We start from the raw sequence: 18,032 nt of genomic DNA, 5'->3' as shown, positions 1-18,032 counted from the left end.
ACTGGACAATGGCGGACGGCACTTCGATCACCGCGACCGGCGGCGAAGTCGACGGCAAGGCGCTGACCGGCGACCTGACTCTGGCCCTGATCACGTCGACCAACGTCGCCCTGACGGCCGGAAACGACATCATCGATGGCAACGCAGCGTTACTGAACGTTGACGCCGTAGCGCTCAGTCTGCGAGCGGGCGGTTTGATCGGCAACCACGACAACGCTAACGGCACGCCGACTGTCAACGTCAACGCGATCGACACACAGGTCACCACGCTGGCGGCGACGGCGGTTGACGGAATCTATATTTGCGAAATGGACGCCCTGGTGATCGACACTGTGGCGGCCGTCACGGTCAACGTCGACATGACTCAACAAGTCAACTTCAACAGCACAGTCAGCGCCATTCCTGAATCACGCACAACGGATGCCCTGGAAGACCTGACGACAACGAATAACGGTCCAATCAAAGTCGTGGCGAAAGCCGGTTCGCTGACCATCAGCGGCGGATCGGACACGATCGGCGTCACCGCCAGTGGAACGGGCGACATCCTGCTGGAAGCTCGAGGATCTGCCAGCGACGTCATCGTAAACGCTCAGGTCAGCTCCGGCAGTGGTCACATCACTCTGAACGCCGGTGACGACGTCGATCTGAATGCGTCACTCTCGACCTCCGGCGCGGGCACCGTCTTCTTCACGGCCGCCAACGGCACCGACGGCGATGTTGTCGGTCCGGAAGTCGACGGCATCAACGTCGACGGCACGATCACGACGGTCGACGGCGATGTGCTGCTGAGTTCCGCTCAGGACATTCGGCTGACAATGAGCGTCACCAGCACGACCGGCGACGTCGGCCTGATCGCGGCACGAGACATTCTGCACACCGCCACCGGCGACATCACAACCGGCGGCGATGTGCTGGTGCAGGCCGGACGCGACTGGACGATGGCCAACGGCACGGACGTTACGGCCACCGGCGGCGAAGTCACGGGTACTGCCATCGCCGGTGATCTGACTCTGGGTCTGATCACATCGACGAACGTGGCACTGACGGCCGGCGGTGACATCATCGACGCCAACGCTTCTTCGCTGAATGTTGCAGCCATGACGCTCAGCCTGGTCGCCGGTGGTCTGATCGGCAACCACGACAATCTGAACGGCGTCCCGGCCGACAACGTCAACGCGATCGATACGGATGTCGACACACTGGCAGCACTGGCGGCGGAAGGGATCTACATCTGTGAAACGAATGCTCTGGTGGTCGACACGGTGGGTGCGGTCACGGTCAACGTGGACATGCCGGAGCAGGTGAACTTCAACAGCACGACGACGCTGGTCGCAGAAACTCGCACGACGGACTCACTGGAAGACCTGACGACAACGAACAACGGTCCGATCAAAGTCGTGACGAAAGCCGGTTCACTGACGATCAACGGCGGAAGCGACGCAATCGGAGTCACCGCCCACGGCACGGGCGACATCCTGCTGGAAGCTCGCGGTGCCGGCAGCGACGTGATTCTGAATACCGATGTGCAGAGCGGTACTGGCCACATCACGCTTCTCGCAGCCGACAGCATCACCGCCGCAGACGACATCCGCACGGCTGGAAGCGGCACGGTCTTTCTGAATGCACTTGCCGGCAGCATCACGCTGGCCGACGCGGATCTCGACCTGACCGGCATCAGCACCGTCGACGGCGACGTCCTGCTGACCGCTGCCACCGACATCACTCTGAACGCCAACATCGACGTCAGCGGCGACGGCGACATCGGTGTCACGTCCGGCAACGACATTCTGCAGAACGCCGATATCCTGACTTCAACCGGCGACATTCTGATCACCGCCACTCGCGATGTGACAATGCTGGCGACGGCCGCTCCCGCCACCACGACAACAAGCACCGGCGACGGCAACATCCTGATCGAAGCCGGACGCACAATTTCGCTCGGGCTCGTGGACGCGAGCACCACGGGAACAGTTGCGCTGGCCGGGGGTCTGCACATTCTGGATGCGAACGCCGCTTTCGACGCGATTTCGGGAACCGATCGCGTCAACGTGCGAGCTGCCAGCCTGCGAATGGTGGCCGACAGCGATGCCAATAACACAGGTCGCATCGGCGACGCGGATCTTCTGAACGGTGACGCCACGCGCAACGTCAACGCGATTGATACGGAAGTCGACGTGCTGGCGGCGCTGTCGGCCGAAGGGATTTACGTTCAGGAAGCGATCTCCGGCGGCGACATCACGATCGACAACGTTGCCGCCGTGACGGTGACGGTCGACGTGGAACAGGTGAACTTCAATTCGACGACGACGCCCGTCCAGGCAACGGACACGCTGGCCACACTCGACGATCTCACCACGACACTCAACGGTCCGATCAAGCTCGTCGCACTGGCCGGCACGATCATTGTCAACGACGGACTCGACGCCGACGGCCTGGGAATCGACGCGAACGGCACAGGCGACATCCTGCTGGAAGCCCGCACTGCCGGCAGCGATGTGATCCTGAACACCGACGTCCAGAGCGGCACAGGACACATCACGATTCTCGCTGCTGACAGTATCACGGCCGCAGACGACGTCCGCACCGCCGGAACCGGCAGCGTCTTTCTGAACGCCGTGACGGGCAGCATCATGCTCAACGATGCAGACCTTGATGGCACCGGCATCAGCACCGCCAATGGCGACGTGCTGCTGACGTCCGCCATCGACATCACTCTGAACGCGAACGTCGAAGTCAGCGGCAACGGCGACATCGGCGTCATCGCGGGCAACGACGTGCTGCAGAACGAAGACATCACGACGGCCACCGGCGATGTTCTGATTTCGGCGACTCGCGACGTGACGATGCTGGCCACCGCCGACCCGGCTCCGGTGACGACGACCAGCACCGGTAACGGAAACGTCATCATCAGCGCGGGTCGCACGATTTCGCTGGGTCTGGTCTCCGCGAGCGGAGCAACCGGCACGATCTCGCTCGACGCGGGGCTGGACATTCTGGATACCAACGCGGCCTTCGACGCTCTGACGGCCAATGACCGCACGAATCTGCGAGCGACCAACGTCCGCATGGTCGCGGACAGTGACTCGAACGGCACCGGCCGCATCGGCGACGCGGATATTCTCAACGGCGACGCGACACGCAACGCGAACGCGATTGACACGGAAGTCGCCGTCATCGCCGCTCAGTCGGCGGAAGGCGTTCACGTTCGGGAAGCGACCGCCGGAACCAACATCACGGTGGACTTTGTCGTGGCCGTCACTGTCAACGTTGACGTGGAGCAGGTGCGCTTCAACTCGACAACGACAGCCGTCAGCGCGACGGACACACTCAGCGAACTCGCCGATTTGACGACGACGCTCAACGGTCCGATCAAAGTCATCGCGGAGAACGGTACGATCACTGTCAATGAAGGAGGTGACGGCGACGGGATCGGCATCGACGCCAACGGCACCGGCGACGTGCTGCTGGAAGCCCGTGGTGCCGGCAGCGACGTGGTTCTGAATACCGATGTGCAGAGCGGTACTGGTCACATCACGCTGATCGCAGCCGACAACATCACGGCCGCAGACGACATTCGCACCGCGGGAAGCGGCACGGTTTTTCTGAATGCACTTGCCGGCAGCATCACGCTGGCCGACGCGGATCTCGACCTGACCGGCATCAGCACCGTCGACGGTGACGTCCTGCTGACCGCTGCCACCGACATCACTCTGAACGCCAACATCGACGTCAGCGGCGACGGCGACATCGGTGTCACGTCCGGCAACGACATTCTGCAGAACGCCGATATCCTGACAGCAACCGGCGACATTCTGCTGACCGCCACGCGCGACATCACGATGTTGGGCACTACACAGACGCAAGCCGGTGGAGACGTGCTTCTACAGGCAACCGGTACTGTTCGGCTGGCTGAGATTACCGCCGCCAACGTGGCGATCGAAGCCGGTGCCGACGTCGTTGACAACAACGGCGTTGGTCCGAACGTCGCAGCCACGACGCTCAGCCTGCGGGCCGGCGGGACGATTGGCGCTGGTGACATTGGCACAATCGATCCCATCACGGCCGTGACGACTGCGGCCGCGAATCCGGGGGCGATTGATACGGCGGTGGATGTTCTTGCAGCGGAAAGCGTGAACGGAATTTACATCAACGAAGTCGACGACATCACAATCGGCAACGTGGCCGAACTGACGGTTGCCGTCAACGCCAGACAGGTCAACTTCAATTCGACAACCAGCCCGGCCGGCGATTCCGTCACGATCGCAGAACTTGACGACCTGACGACGACCGGGACCAACCGGCAGATTGTTCTTCACGCCGGCGGAACGGTGCGAATCACGGACGGCAGCGACGGCGACGGCATTGGTGTCATGGCCAACGAAGCGTCGGATGTGGAAATCATCGCCGATGCAGATCTGGCGATTCTCGCCGATGTGCTGGCAGTGGGAACAGTCGTCGACAGCTCTTCGGCAACGGATGGCGAATCGATCAATCTGGTGTCGAAGACCGGCAACATTACGATCGGCGACGGAATCACGATTTCCACGGACGAAAACCTGACGCAATCCTTCGATGTCACCTCGGACCGGCTGTCAATCACCACTGAAGCGCCGCTTGAAGTCGATTCCATGGGCGACGAAGTCCCGAATTCCGCGACCGGTCGCGTCATCTTCGAAGGCACTGTCACGGTCAGCACGGACGGAGGCGTCGCTCATCAGTTTGCCCGCCGACCGTTCCCCGGAGTCGGCGGCACGGCGTTCTTCATTTACACGGCCGACCCGATCAACATCGGGTTTCCCGGCGCGGGGATTGACAACAAGCGCATTGTCCTGCCGGGGTCCTCCACGACGGACCCGTTCTTCCTGAATTCGTTCTTCGTCGTGATTGGCGTCGCCGGTGAACAGAACCTGCGTCTGGACATCGACTGGTTCGACCGCATCGACGGCGAAGGCATCCTGTCCGCGAGTTTCGAAGGCATCGTTTTCAACAACACACCGACGGGCGATGTCAACGACGTGACTTCGAATCGGTATCAGACATTCTATGTTGATGAGGGAGGATTTCTCGGCGGCGGCCAGGGCTACCAGATCGCTCATGTGTACAGCAACGCGGAAATGACGGAGTTTCGCAACGCAGCGCTGCGAGGGATTACCGTGACGTTTTCCGTATCGCAGCACGATTCGATCGAAGTGCGAGGCGGCCAGGTGACTCAAAGTGTCACCGAATCCGTCCCCGGCAGGCGGATCTCTTCGACCGACGACCTGGACACCGGCGAAGACCCGTTCCTGTCACAAAGCAGTGCAAGCGCGGACAATCCGATCCTGGAACTGGAGAACGGTCGAGTCCTGTTCCGAATCCCCGTGACGCCGCCGACCGGACTGTTCACACCGCCGCCGGAACTTGTGGTGACGCCGGCTCCGATTGTCGCTCTGGAAGCGCCGGTGACCATCATTCCGCCGATCACGTTTGTCGAAGAGCAGGCCGGATCGGTCTCCTCAACGGCCGGATCGGACGTCTACTATCAGTTCATCCGTGAGTTCCCGGACGGTTCCACGACGACGCTGAAGGATCATGTCAGCGACAGCGAGTTTGAAGGTGTCGACGCTCTGGAAAAACTGATCGAAGGCAATCCCGAATTCCAGGACGGAACCGGCTACAAGGTTCTGCTGATCATCGATACCGGCGGGCAGAAGATTAAGCGTCCGGTGATCGAATTCGAAATTATCGGCGGCCTGCCGGGAGTCCTCTCCGATACGCTGCCGGACGATCTGGATGATCTGAAACTGGATGTGCAGGAAGACTTCCAGCTTGTTCCGGAAACGCCGGATCACATCAATTCCGGCGGCGCGGACGACGCAGCGGACGGCGACATGTCGCAGATTGATCCGACGCGGATTGAGCACGACGACAAGGCGGCTGTCGTGTCAGAACGCGGACCGGTCGACCAGGATTCGGTTCCGGTAACATTCGGGGAAGACTCCCGTATCGCCCCGGCGATTCCGTCCGCGGACACGGAACAGACTTCCGCAACGAATGAATCGGTGACCGCAGCTGAGGTCGCGGCGGGAACTGCGGGAATTGCGTTCCTGACAAGTCGCCGGCTGGCAAGGCTGCGTCAGGGGCAGCGTGAACTGGAAACGCCGGGACTTTCGCGCGTCGCCCGGCGGCTTCGACGAATTTCGTGGAACGATGCCCCGTTGAACTCCGGCGCAGGTACGGCGGATGAAGACGCACTGCAGCACTGTGATTCGACAACCTCACGTCAAACATAACCGCCCGATTGATCGGGACACCAGATCAGCGGCACCGCGTGGCTGTGGCCGCTGCCAACAAACTGAACACAACTTCGATTCGAACGGTCGCCAATAGCGAGGCACTGAGTCATGTTCGGCTGGAAAAAGAAGAAGAAGCAAGACGGCGCAGACGGAAAACAGCCTAAGCAGAAGGCCGACGAGGCACTCGCCGCCGGCATGGGCGAAACGCTGGTTCCCGACCCCGGCGACGTTCCGTCCGCCACGGACGACGATTTTCTGCAGTCACCTGACGAAGAAGTCTCGGATTCCGACGTGCGGCTTCGTCGACGACACAAAAGGCGCTCCGGCGCCGGCGGTCGATGATGACGACGTGATCGACTGGTTCTCCGATGACGACGACGAACAGCAGCCGGCTCCGGGTGTTGGTGAAACGCTGGTTCCGGATCTCGGCGACGATGCCTCTGCCGAGGTTCCCGACGCCGTCGCGCAGTCGCCGGCCGAACCGGAACCTCCGGCGAAGACAAAGCCTGGCAAATCATCCAAACCGGCGCCCGGAACCGGGACAATGCTGCCTCCGGACGCGGGAGCGCTGGCCGGCGCAGACGGGGACGCATCGGATGAAAGTTTCGATTCCGGTGAGGCCGCCATTGATGACGGAACGCTCGACCCGATCACTCACGGACACGTGCCCGATCGATTCGATGACAGCGTCGAAAAGACACCATCCGGTTCGCGTCAAAAGAAGACGTCCGAGCCTCACGGCACGATGCTCCCCGATCCGGCGGCTCCGGCTGAATCCGCGGACGAAAAACAATTTGTCGGCGGGGACACGGCAAAGACATTCGTTCCGTCGGCCACGGATGACGTGGATGCTGTCGATGAATTCGCGGACGATGATTTCGCCGAAATGGACACGGTTGTCCCCGGTCGTCCTGAAGCGTCCGATGCCGCGTCCGCCGGCACCGTGATGGATGACGGGGCCATCGACAACGAAACGACAATCTTCAACGAATCGATGGGCAATCGAATCGATGAAGACATGCTGGACGACGACGACGACGGTGACGAGGCGGTTGCCGAGCATTCCAGTCTGAAGTCGCTGATGGGTAAGTCGTCGCGGCACGGGCTCGACCGATCTCTGCGGATTCGCAACCGGCCGGTGAAGGGGGATGAACCGTTCTCGCAGGCTCCCGACGCCGACTACGAAATCATCGAAAAGCTGGCCGAAGGCGGTATGGGGATCGTCTACATCGCGCGGCAGACATCGCTCGCTCGACAACTGGCGATCAAGACTCTGAAACCGCTGACCGAAGCCGAAAAGAAGCAGATGGCAAAAAGCGGCCGCATGAGTCAGATGACTCGGCAGCGCCGCGAGATGTTTCTGTCGGAAGCTCTGGTGACCGCCAATCTGGTCCACCCGAACATCGTGCCGATCCACGACCTGTGTCAGACGGACGCGGGAATTCCGTTCTATTCCATGAAGCAGGTGGAAGGGAAACCGTGGAACAAGCACATCACGGAGATGACCGAAGAAGAGAACCTGGAAGTCCTGCTGAAGGTTGCTGATGCGGTCGCGTACGCTCACCACAACGGCGTCATCAACCGCGACCTGAAGCCCGAAAATATCATGCTGGGCGAATTCGGCGAAGTTGTCGTGCTGGACTGGGGTCTGGCGATTCCCGCTCCGGATTCCGGGCAGACGAAGTTCGCGACCACGTCCACTTCGTTCGGTGCCGGAACTCCGGCGTATATGTCGCCGGAACTGTGGGCCGGCCCGCCGGAAAAAATCGGCAAGCACAGCGATATCTATCTGCTGGGAGCCATCCTGTTTGAAATCGTCACCGGGCTGCCTCCGCATGAATTCCCGGCTCCGCCGAGCGGCGCTTCCAAGACCACCATCATCAAGATCATTGACGCCGTCGTCCGTCCCAACGAAATCCGCGATACGAATATCGAAAGCGAATTGCTGGACATCGCGCGGCGGGCCATGGAGTCGGAACCGGAAGACCGCTACCAAAGCGTTCAGGAGTTCCAGGTGGCCGTGCGAGCCTACCAGCAGCACGAAGAAAGTCGGCACCTGGGCGATCGCGCGGACGAGCTGGTCCGGAAAGCGGAAACCGCCAAGTCCAAAGAATACAGCGACTATCAGACGGCCACCGCTCTGTATCGCGAAGCTCTGGTCGGCTGGGACGACAACTTCTACGCTCGAAAGGGTCTGCACGAAGCTCAGTTGAAGTACAGCCAACTGGCGTACGATCGAGGCGACTACGACCTCGGGCTGCAGCTTGTCCAGGACCAGGCGGGCAAGGACTTCGAATCGCTGAGTGCAAAGCTGACAAAAGCCAAACGCCGCCGCGGGGTGCTCAAAAATGGACGACGATCCCTGCTGGGGTTCATCCGGTCACCGGTCCGATTGCGGCCGTGGTGTTCAGGCAACAGGCGACGAAACATCGAACTTGTCGGCAGTGTCAGAAGGCGAGGCAAGATCGAGTCTGCCGGCGAAGCTCAAGGCGCAGGCTGATGTCGCCAAAGCACAGGCTGACGTAGTGGCTGCTCGCAAGCTACAGGTTACGAATGCGGAAACACAAGCGAAGCAGAAGATCGCCGCCGCCGAAATGGAAGCGAGCGAAAAAATCGCGAACGCATGGAGGCGACATGCGGGTAATGCAGGCGAATACACTGGTGACGGCAGCTAACACGAAAGTGATGATGGCATGACCGATCAGCTCATGGAAGTTCAGGACAAACTGGCTCGAGGAAGCGAAAGTCAAACTGAAGAATGCGCAGGCCGCTGCGGACGCGGCGAAGAGCTGCAGGTACAAGCCGAGCGGCTGGCTGAGTCAGGCGGAGATTTGAAAAGAACCGAGCAGTTGTGAGCACTTACACGGTCGAACGGAAATACGATACCGCCATCGCCGAAATCGATCAGTTGCTGAAGGTTCTGGACGGGCCCGCCAGCCAGATCCTCGATCCGGAAGCCGTGCAGACTCGCCGCCGGGAACTCGAAGCTCAGCGTGATCAGTTGCAGCGGCGAACACAGCAGCAGGAATCGTCGATCGAGTTCCAGCGAGTCAGCCCGGATGGTTCCGTCGTTGTCTGGTGTGATCGCGAAAACAACCTGACCGTCTGGAAGCCCACTGCCTCCGGAGAATTCCCGGCAGATCCCGATCAATCACTGCAGTTGCCGGCGAATGTCAGCCGTCACCGATCTGCGGTTGCTGGCGGATCAGTCGACGGTGCTGGCCACGGCCGGTCAGACTCTGCATGTCTGGAACTACGCCACCGGCGAACATCGAACGCTGGCACATGAACAGACTGTTTTGGCAAACCTGACGGCCGTGGAAGCCGGCGGCGGATTGTTCATCACCGGCGATACTCGCGGGCGAATCGTCGCCTGGCAAAACGGAGCGGATACGCCGGCATGGACGTTCCAGGCCGCGTCACCGGAAACGCGGACAGAAATCCGGTCGCTGCAGTTGCTTCCCGGTTCGAACACGCTGCTGATCGCCGCGTCGCGTTTGAATCGGTCAGCTCTGGTACTGGCACTCGACCTGTCAGCTCGCGGTTCGGCGGAAGCGGAGCAGCTTCGGCAGTTGCAGTACGACACGGAGACCAGCCGTCCGCCGAAAATCATGAAGGTCTCTCCCGACGGCAGCATTCTGGTGATTGGAAATTCTCGCAACGGCGACCTGCTGATTCTGCCGCGATCCGATGACGACAGCTTTCCATTTCTGTCGCCGCGGAAATCGAACAACGGCTGGGTTCTGAAAAGTGAGCACAGCCGGCCCGTGAATTCGATTGAATTCTCTGCTGACGGATCGCAGTTTGTCACTGCGTCTGACGACCGCACCGTTTGCGTCTGGAGTTCCCGCTCAACGGCCGGGCAGTTGAGTGTCACTCTGCTCGAAACACTGAAGGGCCATGGAGCGGCCGTGACGTCGGCTGCATTCCTTGGCGCGAATGGTTCCACGGTGCTGTCGACGGGAAAAGACCGCTACGCTCGCATGTGGGACTGGCGAAACTATGGTCAGTATCAGGATGAGATCGACCGGCTGTTTCGCAGTCGCACGACCGAACCTCCGGCCGCCGCGCAGAACGAAGAACGACGGCCCGCCGCCGGCGAACAGCCCGTCACGAACCTCCGTCGATCGGCGAGTGCCAGGCGGTATCTGCTGACGGAACTTCCGGCCAGGCAGCCGCAGGGTCCGTATATCGAACTGAACGTCGGCAACGAACGCATCCTGCGCGGCGGCGTTCGATCGGTCGAACTGACCGCGGACGGTTCACGCGTCGCCACGGGCGGCGCCAACGGGACGGCTCTGATCTGGAGTTCCACGGACGGCATCCCGGTCGCGGAAGCGTCCAAAAAAAAACCGTGTCATGAACGCGGCCGCCTGTTCGAAGAAGGTCATCGGTTCAATGTCTCGCGGCTGAAGTTTCTTCCGCCGAATCAGTCACTGCTGATGACCAGCAGTTACGACGGAAGTGTGTGTCTGTGGCAGGCCGATCCGTCTCAGCCCGGCCTGGGCATCGAAAAGACGCGTCTGACGAATCTGGGTCTGATCAACGCCGTGGCATCGTCGGCCGACGGAGAAATCCTGGTCACATCGCTGGAATCCGCCGACAACAGCAACTACGGCTTTGGAATCTGGAACGTTCATCAGTTGCTGACCGGCGACCAGCCGGAGCTTGTTCGTGAAGTCACCGGCTTTCACACCGGACTGGTCACCAGCCTGTCGGTGTCGCCCGACGGTGAAACGATCGCCAGCGGAGCCCGCGACGGCCGCGTCGCGGTATGGTCGCGCTCGACGGGAGAGATGCTGGCCAGCGTTAGTGCTCACGATAAGGACACGATCGTCAGCGGTCTGGAATGGATCGATTCCCGGAGGCTGCTGTCAGCGGGTCTGGATGGAAAAATCAAACTGTGGAATGTTCAGCAGCTTTCCCCGTCTGAACCGGCCACCATCCGGCTTGAAACGAACTACAAAGGGGCGGGCCGATCGTCGATTGACCGCATTGCTGTCGCTCCGTCGGGAGATCAGTTCCTGAGCGTCACCGTCACCTTCGGCGCGAAGAAGAGCGACAAATCGGGCGACCGGGAAACCAGCTATAACGTCGTCGTCTGGAACACGGATCAGTCGCAGCGGCTGGGAGCGATTCGGCTGGCCAGCCCGGACGGGAAGCCTGTCCAGTCCATTTCGTCCATGTCGTGGTCGCCCGATGAACGACTTGTTGTCGTGGTCGCCGACGATCACATGAACATCATCGACACCGCCGACTGGAAGGTGCAGAAGTTTCTGAAGAGCAGCCACACCGGGATTTCGGACGCCGTGTTTCACGATCGCAATCCCGACGCGGCTGACGGACCGGAATACCTGGCCACGTTCGACGGCAACGCCGCCTATCTGTGGGACCTGACGACGTACCAATACGCGGGCAGTTTTCGTCCGCAGGAGATCGCGACGACAGTGGCCATGTCGCACGATCCACAACATCGCTTCATTGCCGTCGGCAGCAGCGCGATTCGAATCTTTAACGCTCTGGAATCCAGCGAAGCCTTCGGGCAGTCGCTGTTTAAGCAGGACGCGCCTCACGGACGACAGACGACTCGCATGGAGTTCGCTCCCGGCGAAAACGACTTCCGCCTTGCCAGCGGCGGCACCGATGGCGCTCTCCGGCTGTGGACCTGGGATCCGGATTCCAAACTGCTGACTCGATCAGGTAACGGTGTCGAACTGAGCGAGAAGCCGGTTCGTGATGTCCGCTGGTTCAGCGACGCGTCACGGATCCTGGCGGTTTCCGAAGACAGCGCCTTTCTGGTGAATCCCGCTGACCTGTCCGCGGTGCCGATTTCACTTCCCGCGGGAACCGACGAACAGGGACCGCTGCTGCCTGCGTGTGGAGCGGTCAGCCCGGACGGCTCCCACATCGCTCTGGGCGGGCAATACGGCAGTTCCGGGGCAAGCGTCGCATTGGTGATGGCGTGGGATCCGCAGGCCGGCAGTTTTCAAGTCCACACGATGTTTTCCGGTCACGGTGCCGGCGGCATCACGGGCGTGGACTTCGTGCCGGAACCCGAATCTCCTTACCTTGTCACCACCGGCGACGACGGAGCTGCCATCATCTGGAACTGGCATCCCCGCGACGAACCCGGCGTCGCGGAAGCTCACATGGCCTACCGGTTTTTGGCCCCGCAGCCGGAATTTCTGGACGCCCACCGAGCAGCGATTACGGACGTGTCTCTGTCTCGCAACGGTGTGATTGCGACATCCAGCGACGACGGAACCGCGATCGTCTGGCGCAATCCGCTAAGCACGGTTGTTCCGTAACAGCGCGACGTCGTTCGCTTTCATCTTCGCCCGACGCGCACGACGGCTGATCCGTGTCACGCCGCTTCGACGACTCAACCCGCAATCGCGCGCAGTCAGTTCGAAACTGCGGCGGCAGCCATTTCGTCCAGCGGCTGCAGACGCGTGGACGACAGCAGCAGCCAGCCGGAATCCGTCGGAAGCAGGATCAGGTCCAGATAGCGGAAGACACCTTCGCGCAGAGCCAGCGAGCCCTTCAGCAGGGTCTGCGAAACCTGCGTGACCGTTCGGTTCTGCCATAGCGACGATCGCAGCAGGTTGTCGCGACAGGTCGCCGATGGATCGACAGCAATCACCAGCATCGCGCTGCCCGACGGCCACAGTTCGTGAAGGACAGCCGTCCGCTCAGATTCCGACAGTCCATCCAGAATGCAAAGCGTTGCGTTGTCATTGGCCGCCAGAATCGGGCACAGGTCTTTCCTTCGAGCAAGGTCCTTTTGCAACAGCGAAATCTGCGAAACGGCATCCGTGTCGACGATGACCGACGCCGTCCGTTGACCGCAGCAGGCGCGGACCACGGATTCGGAAGGGACGCCCGCTCCGCGATGTCTCATGCGGACTGAATCTGACCAGAACGAAGGATGAATCGTCGCTCTTGTGGTTTCGCGAATTGTGTGGTCGGGTCGGCGAGCGTTCAGGGTCTGCGAAAATTCCTGAGTGAACTCCGCCGTTCCCACCAGCGGAATTCGAAGCTTCTGCAGCCGGCTGACCAGCCCGCGAATCTTGACGATAAACTCGCAGTCACCGACTCCGATGACATCACCGTCGGAAAGCTGCTTCTGAGTCGTGCCGACACCGTTCACCTTCAGCTTCACCGCGGGAAACACGTTCTGAACGGTGCAGCTATCCTGAGTGCAGCGGACCAGAAACTGCGGATTCCCCATCATGGCCGGAGCCACCGAAAAGTCGCACAGTTCCGACGATCCGATCAGCGCGCTCTGCCCAATCTGAAGCACTCGGCAACTGCCGACCTGGGGACCGCGAATCATTCGAAGCAGCAGATTCATGTCCACCAGTGTCGCAGAACGGCGGACGAAAAACCTCACGAAAACGACGTCGATCATCCGCGCCGTTCGTTTTTCCTGTCACCTGCCCGACCAAACCGGCAACTTCCGCCGACGCGCCAGACGCCGTCCGATCAGGCGCACGTCGCCGCTGTTTTCCGGGTCAGGGGCTATTCGTCGATGTCGCTGCTGGCGGAAACGAGTCGGACTTTTCCCGACGTTGCGCTGTCGTCGGCAGGCTGTTCGCCGGCCGGTTCCGGTTCCGGAGATTCCGCCTGAGCGAGCTGCACCTGAGGCGGCTGTTCGCCGACTGATTCGACATCCGTGCTGCCGATGACCATCGACGAGTTGCCGTCGACGATGCCCAGGTTGTTGGCGGACATCAGACTGCCTTTTTCGAAGTGGACATTCTTCAGCGCCAGAGCGTATTCGGCCTTTGACTGGAAGTAACGGATCTCCGCTTCCAGCGCGCGTCGCTGAGCATCCAGCAGCCGATCGATGTCCAGATCCTGTCCCGCCTCTTCCTTGACTTCGTACGCCTTCAGAACTTCGCGGGCCGCCAGGTAGCGGTTCATGTTGTTTTCGCAGGCTTCGTGAGCACGTTCCGCGTCGGCAACGGCGTTGACAAGATCATGCACGACGGCCTTCTGCTGTTCACGCTGCAGCACTCGTGCCCTGGACAGCATCAGTTCCGCGTTGGTGACGGCCAGGTGAGCACGGCGGTATCCGATCGGCACCGTGAATTCGAAGCCGACCTGCCATTCCTGCAACTGGCCGGTCAGCATGTTGCCGACGGCGGACGAAGGCAGCATTCCCGCCTGATTGCCGCCCTGGTTGATCAGGTCTCCGCCGAATCCCCGGAAGCGGTACTTGCCGACGGCATCCAGTCGCGGCGCCAGAAAGTTCCGGGCGGCCAGCAGTTCCATTTCACGCTGCCGAACTCGCAACTGCTGCTTTCGCAGTTCCGGTCGGACGGCCACCGCTTCATTGGTGACGGCATCCCAGTCGAACAGAATCGGTGCCTGTTCCGGTTCATCAATCGGGCGCAGCATGCGTCCGTCGGCGACGGCCATGCCGGTCAGCAGCCGCAGCCGCCGTTCCGCCACCTGGACGCCTTCCGTGCCTCGCAGAGTTCCGCCGGTGCTGCCGTTGCGAGTCTGCGTGCCCTGAAGATTTCGACCGGAGATGGATTCATCAACTTCCGCCTTGAAGCGGTAGTACTGTTCGCGAGCCAGGGCAATGCGGGCTCCGCTTTCTTCGTCCTTGTTGGCTTCCAGACGCTTCCACGCGTCCAGAGCTCGATTCATCGCGCGCGTTCTGGCGTCCAGGTCGCGATAGGCAAAGTACAGGTCCCAATAGGCGTTGATCACGTTGCTAACGTAATCACGCACGGCGATTTCGAAGTCCGCCTGTGAAATATCGTTGTTGACGCGAGCCAGGAGGATCCCATTGTAAACACCGGGAGTACTGCCGGGACCGGCAATTCGGTTGAACTGAACTCCACCGCCCTGCAGCAGCGGCTGACGCAGTTCGCCTTCCAGGTACGTATCAAACGCGCTGGGAAACAGGTTGCCCGGTGCGTTGTTTGAGTCATACCTGGAAACGCTGCGAAGCGCCAGACGGGAACCGGTCGCCGTTGCTTTGGACAGTTCCGCGTTGTAATTGTGCAGGTCCTGCCGGAACGTGTTGGTCCCGCCGGAAAAAAAGGAGTTGTTGTAGGTCTGGTCGTTGTTGTTGAAGTACCCGGACATGGCGAACTGAGCGTCGAACGCGGCAAGAGCGGCTTCCATGCCGAACCGGGGATCCGTCTGCTGCAGCGGCATCGTAAACCGCGTGGCCAGAGCATCCGGACTTCGCAGCATCGTACCGCCAAGGTCGCGAAGCACCTGACTGTTGGACATTGCGATTGACAGCACCGAATCCAGCGTGACGTCTTCGTAAACGATCGCGTCATAATTCGGACGCTGGCGGGGAGTAAACGGGGTCGAAATATGCACGTCCGAAAAGACTTCCGGCTGGAAGTTGTCGACGCGCGATGAGATCGAATCAACCTTCACCGTGTCGTTCGCGATCGTCTCCTTCAGCACATCCCGGGAGACACAGCCGCCGGCCGTAACCAGACAGCTCACAATGCAGCATCCCACAATCAGAGTCGCGTGAGGCATTGGCAGAACGGAACTCGCGGAACCGTCTGTGATGTGTCGAGTCATGGCCATTCTCTGACTGGGGCTTTCCGGGCTCGCATTCGCGGCGGATTCGGCTGGCGGACAATGGGTGGTTCAGCCGCGCAAGCGTCCCCTGGCGAACGGGTCGTTTTAGAATGATCGGCATTCAGCACGTCCGCTTGCAGCGATTATGCGCAGCGCAGCGGACTTGCCGGATTCTCACAACGTTCTCTGAAGTCCAAATGTAAGGAAGCGGCAGTAAACGCCGAAAACGACGTTCCGGTACGCTGGACGATTGCGGCAAATCGAACGGGCCTCATTCCGGGCTCACGCCGTTCCGACATCGATGCTTCGGCAGTTTTTGCCGCGGAGCCGCGTTCCCTCAGCCACGTTCTGCGGACCGTGGGCAGTCGTATCTTGTGACCCTGGGGTTCCCGGCGTAGCATCGGGAACCATGTCCAGGTCGCTGAACGAATTTGAAGCACGACTTCTGGAAGCGGAGCGGCACATTCGCGAAAACGCTCCGTTTGCTGTGGTGTTTCGTGCCGCCGCGGCGGCGATGACCGAAATCGCCGGAGTCACCGGCTGTGCGGCGTGGGTTTCCATCGGCGACGGGCCGGTCCGGCTGGGCGTTGATGGTTCGTGCGGCGAACACACAACAGCCTATCCGAACGCTGTGGCCGCGTTTCTGACTTCGGAATGTCAGACAAAGTCGCTGCCGCTGCGCGAACTGGATCGAAAGCTGAACGGCGTGCTGCTGATCACTCCCGTCCGTCTGACGGAAGATCACCTGGCGGCGCTGGAAGTCCGCACTGCTTCCGACAAACCGGCGGAACCGCTGCTTCGCGAAGCCGCAGCTGCCGTCACCGATTGTCTGGCCGAAGCATTCCGCAACGTCATGCTGGACGATTTCCGCGTCCGGCTGAAGACCAGCAACGCGCTGCTGAGTCTGTGCCATCGACTTTACGAATGTCAGAGCCGCGATGCGTTTGCAATCGCTGCCGCGACGGAACTGCGATCGCTGCTGAACGTCGATCGTGTTGCGGTGCTGCGGAAACACAACGGCCACTGGACGATCGCAGCAGTGTCCGGCGTTGATACCGTCGACGAAAGCAGTCCGATCTGCCGAGCCATCCTGCAGTCCGCCGAATCGATCCTGTCTTCCAGTGATGTCGATTCGTGGATCTGCGCTCGCACTGCTCCGACGGCAAAAAGTTCTGCGTCGTCGGCCAGGGATGTCTCCGGCGAATCTCTGCGAACTCTGGCGCTGAGCGGCACCAGTCAGGTGCGAATCGTTCCGCTGGTTTCGAAAGGCGACACGAACCCGGTATCGTCCGCCACACAGGCGCCGGCGTGTCTGGTGCTGGAACTCTTTGGGGACACGACTCCCCCCGACGAACCATCCGTGGCTCTCGTGCGGCACCAGTTGTCTCTGGCCAGTGCCCGGCACTTTGCTGATCGTCCATCACTGCTGGGTCGACTGGGAAACCGACGCACGATTCTTTTGACTGCGCTGTTGATGGCCGCGCTGGTCATGCTGGTTGTCCGCACAGATTTTGAAATTGAAGTGACCGGTCAGTTGTTTCCCGACGACCGATACCGTGTCTTTAGTCCTCACGACGGAACCGTTGAGGAACTCAGCGTGGACAACGAGTCGGCGGTGTCGACGGGACAGAATCTGGTCCGCGTGCGAAATCCGGATCTGGATCTGCAGTTGCAGCAGACCGCCGGTAACCTGGAAACCGAACGCGTGCGGCTGACGTCGATTCAGCGGTCACGAACCGTCTCCTCCTCCGCGTCCGGCACGCTTTCGCTGGACCAGATTCTGGGAGGCGAAAGCGCCGTCAAACAGCGGATCACGGATCTGGAACAGAGAATGAAACTGCTGACCGAACAGCGCGAAGGGCTGACGGTTCAGGCTCAGTCCGACGGCATCGTCTATCGTGCGAATCTGAAGGAAGAGCTGCTTTCGCGCCCGGTCAGACGAGGCGATTTCCTGTTCGAAGTCATACCGCGGAATTCCGCATGGCATATGGAACTGCATATTCCTGACGATGTCGTCGGGTACGTTCAGCAGGCGCGGGCCGGTCAAAGCTCGTCACTGCCCGTGCGGTTTTCCTGCGGATGTCGCCGGGAACGTCGTGGGAGACAACACTGGAATCGCTGGAAAACACCGTTGAGGTCGTGGACAGCCGGCTGATCTGTCGGGGCACGGCCGGAATCGACAAACTGGAAACCACG

9 protein-coding genes are annotated in these 18,032 nt (G+C 60.8%); 7 read left to right on the top strand and 2 right to left on the bottom strand.

Going from position 1 to position 18,032, the window contains the following annotated elements; all coding sequences use genetic code 11:
• Positions 1 to 8: 8 nt before the first annotated feature.
• From R3C19_10910 to R3C19_10885, 6 genes are all read left to right on the top strand, one after another.
• Positions 9 to 6,272 (top strand): hypothetical protein, encoded by a 6,264-nt coding sequence (locus R3C19_10910; protein MEZ6060865.1) that lies wholly within the window; start codon positions 9 to 11, stop codon positions 6,270 to 6,272.
• 111 nt (positions 6,273 to 6,383) lie between these two features.
• Entirely contained in the window at positions 6,384 to 6,617 is a 234-nt protein-coding gene (locus R3C19_10905) for a hypothetical protein (protein MEZ6060864.1), read from the top strand.
• 7 nt (positions 6,618 to 6,624) lie between these two features.
• Positions 6,625 to 8,775: a protein kinase gene (locus R3C19_10900; GenBank protein MEZ6060863.1), complete on the top strand. Its 2,151-nt coding sequence runs from the start codon at positions 6,625 to 6,627 to the stop codon at positions 8,773 to 8,775.
• 193 nt (positions 8,776 to 8,968) lie between these two features.
• The gene (locus R3C19_10895; protein MEZ6060862.1) at positions 8,969 to 9,130 is read left to right on the top strand and encodes a hypothetical protein; all 162 of its coding nucleotides are present in this window, start codon (positions 8,969 to 8,971) and stop codon (positions 9,128 to 9,130) included.
• A complete protein-coding gene (locus tag R3C19_10890) occupies positions 9,127 to 9,564 on the top strand; it encodes a hypothetical protein (protein ID MEZ6060861.1) in 438 nt (145 codons plus the stop codon). Before R3C19_10895 ends, R3C19_10890 begins: the two co-directional genes overlap by 4 nt.
• Positions 9,446 to 12,583, top strand: coding sequence for a hypothetical protein (locus R3C19_10885; GenBank protein ID MEZ6060860.1), 3,138 nt, complete (start codon positions 9,446 to 9,448; stop codon positions 12,581 to 12,583). Before R3C19_10890 ends, R3C19_10885 begins: the two co-directional genes overlap by 119 nt.
• Positions 12,584 to 12,678: 95 nt before the next feature.
• Here R3C19_10885 and R3C19_10880 read toward each other — a convergent pair whose 3' ends face one another.
• Positions 12,679 to 13,629, bottom strand: coding sequence for a hypothetical protein (locus R3C19_10880; GenBank protein MEZ6060859.1), 951 nt, complete (start codon positions 13,627 to 13,629; stop codon positions 12,679 to 12,681).
• 167 nt (positions 13,630 to 13,796) lie between these two features.
• Positions 13,797 to 15,836, bottom strand: a complete 2,040-nt coding sequence (locus R3C19_10875; GenBank protein ID MEZ6060858.1) for a TolC family protein — start codon at positions 15,834 to 15,836, stop codon at positions 13,797 to 13,799.
• 409 nt (positions 15,837 to 16,245) lie between these two features.
• Here R3C19_10875 and R3C19_10870 point away from each other — a divergent pair, with 409 nt between their 5' ends.
• Positions 16,246 to 17,991 carry a biotin/lipoyl-binding protein gene (locus R3C19_10870; protein MEZ6060857.1) on the top strand — a complete coding sequence of 582 codons (1,746 nt, stop codon included), beginning with the start codon at positions 16,246 to 16,248 and terminating at the stop codon, positions 17,989 to 17,991.
• Positions 17,992 to 18,032: the final 41 nt, after the last annotated feature.

Source organism: Planctomycetaceae bacterium (assembly GCA_041398785.1).
Classification (GTDB): domain Bacteria; phylum Planctomycetota; class Planctomycetia; order Planctomycetales; family Planctomycetaceae; genus JAWKUA01.
The sequence above is the reverse complement of the archived record's forward strand: the minus strand, read 5'-3'. Positions and strand labels throughout refer to the sequence as shown.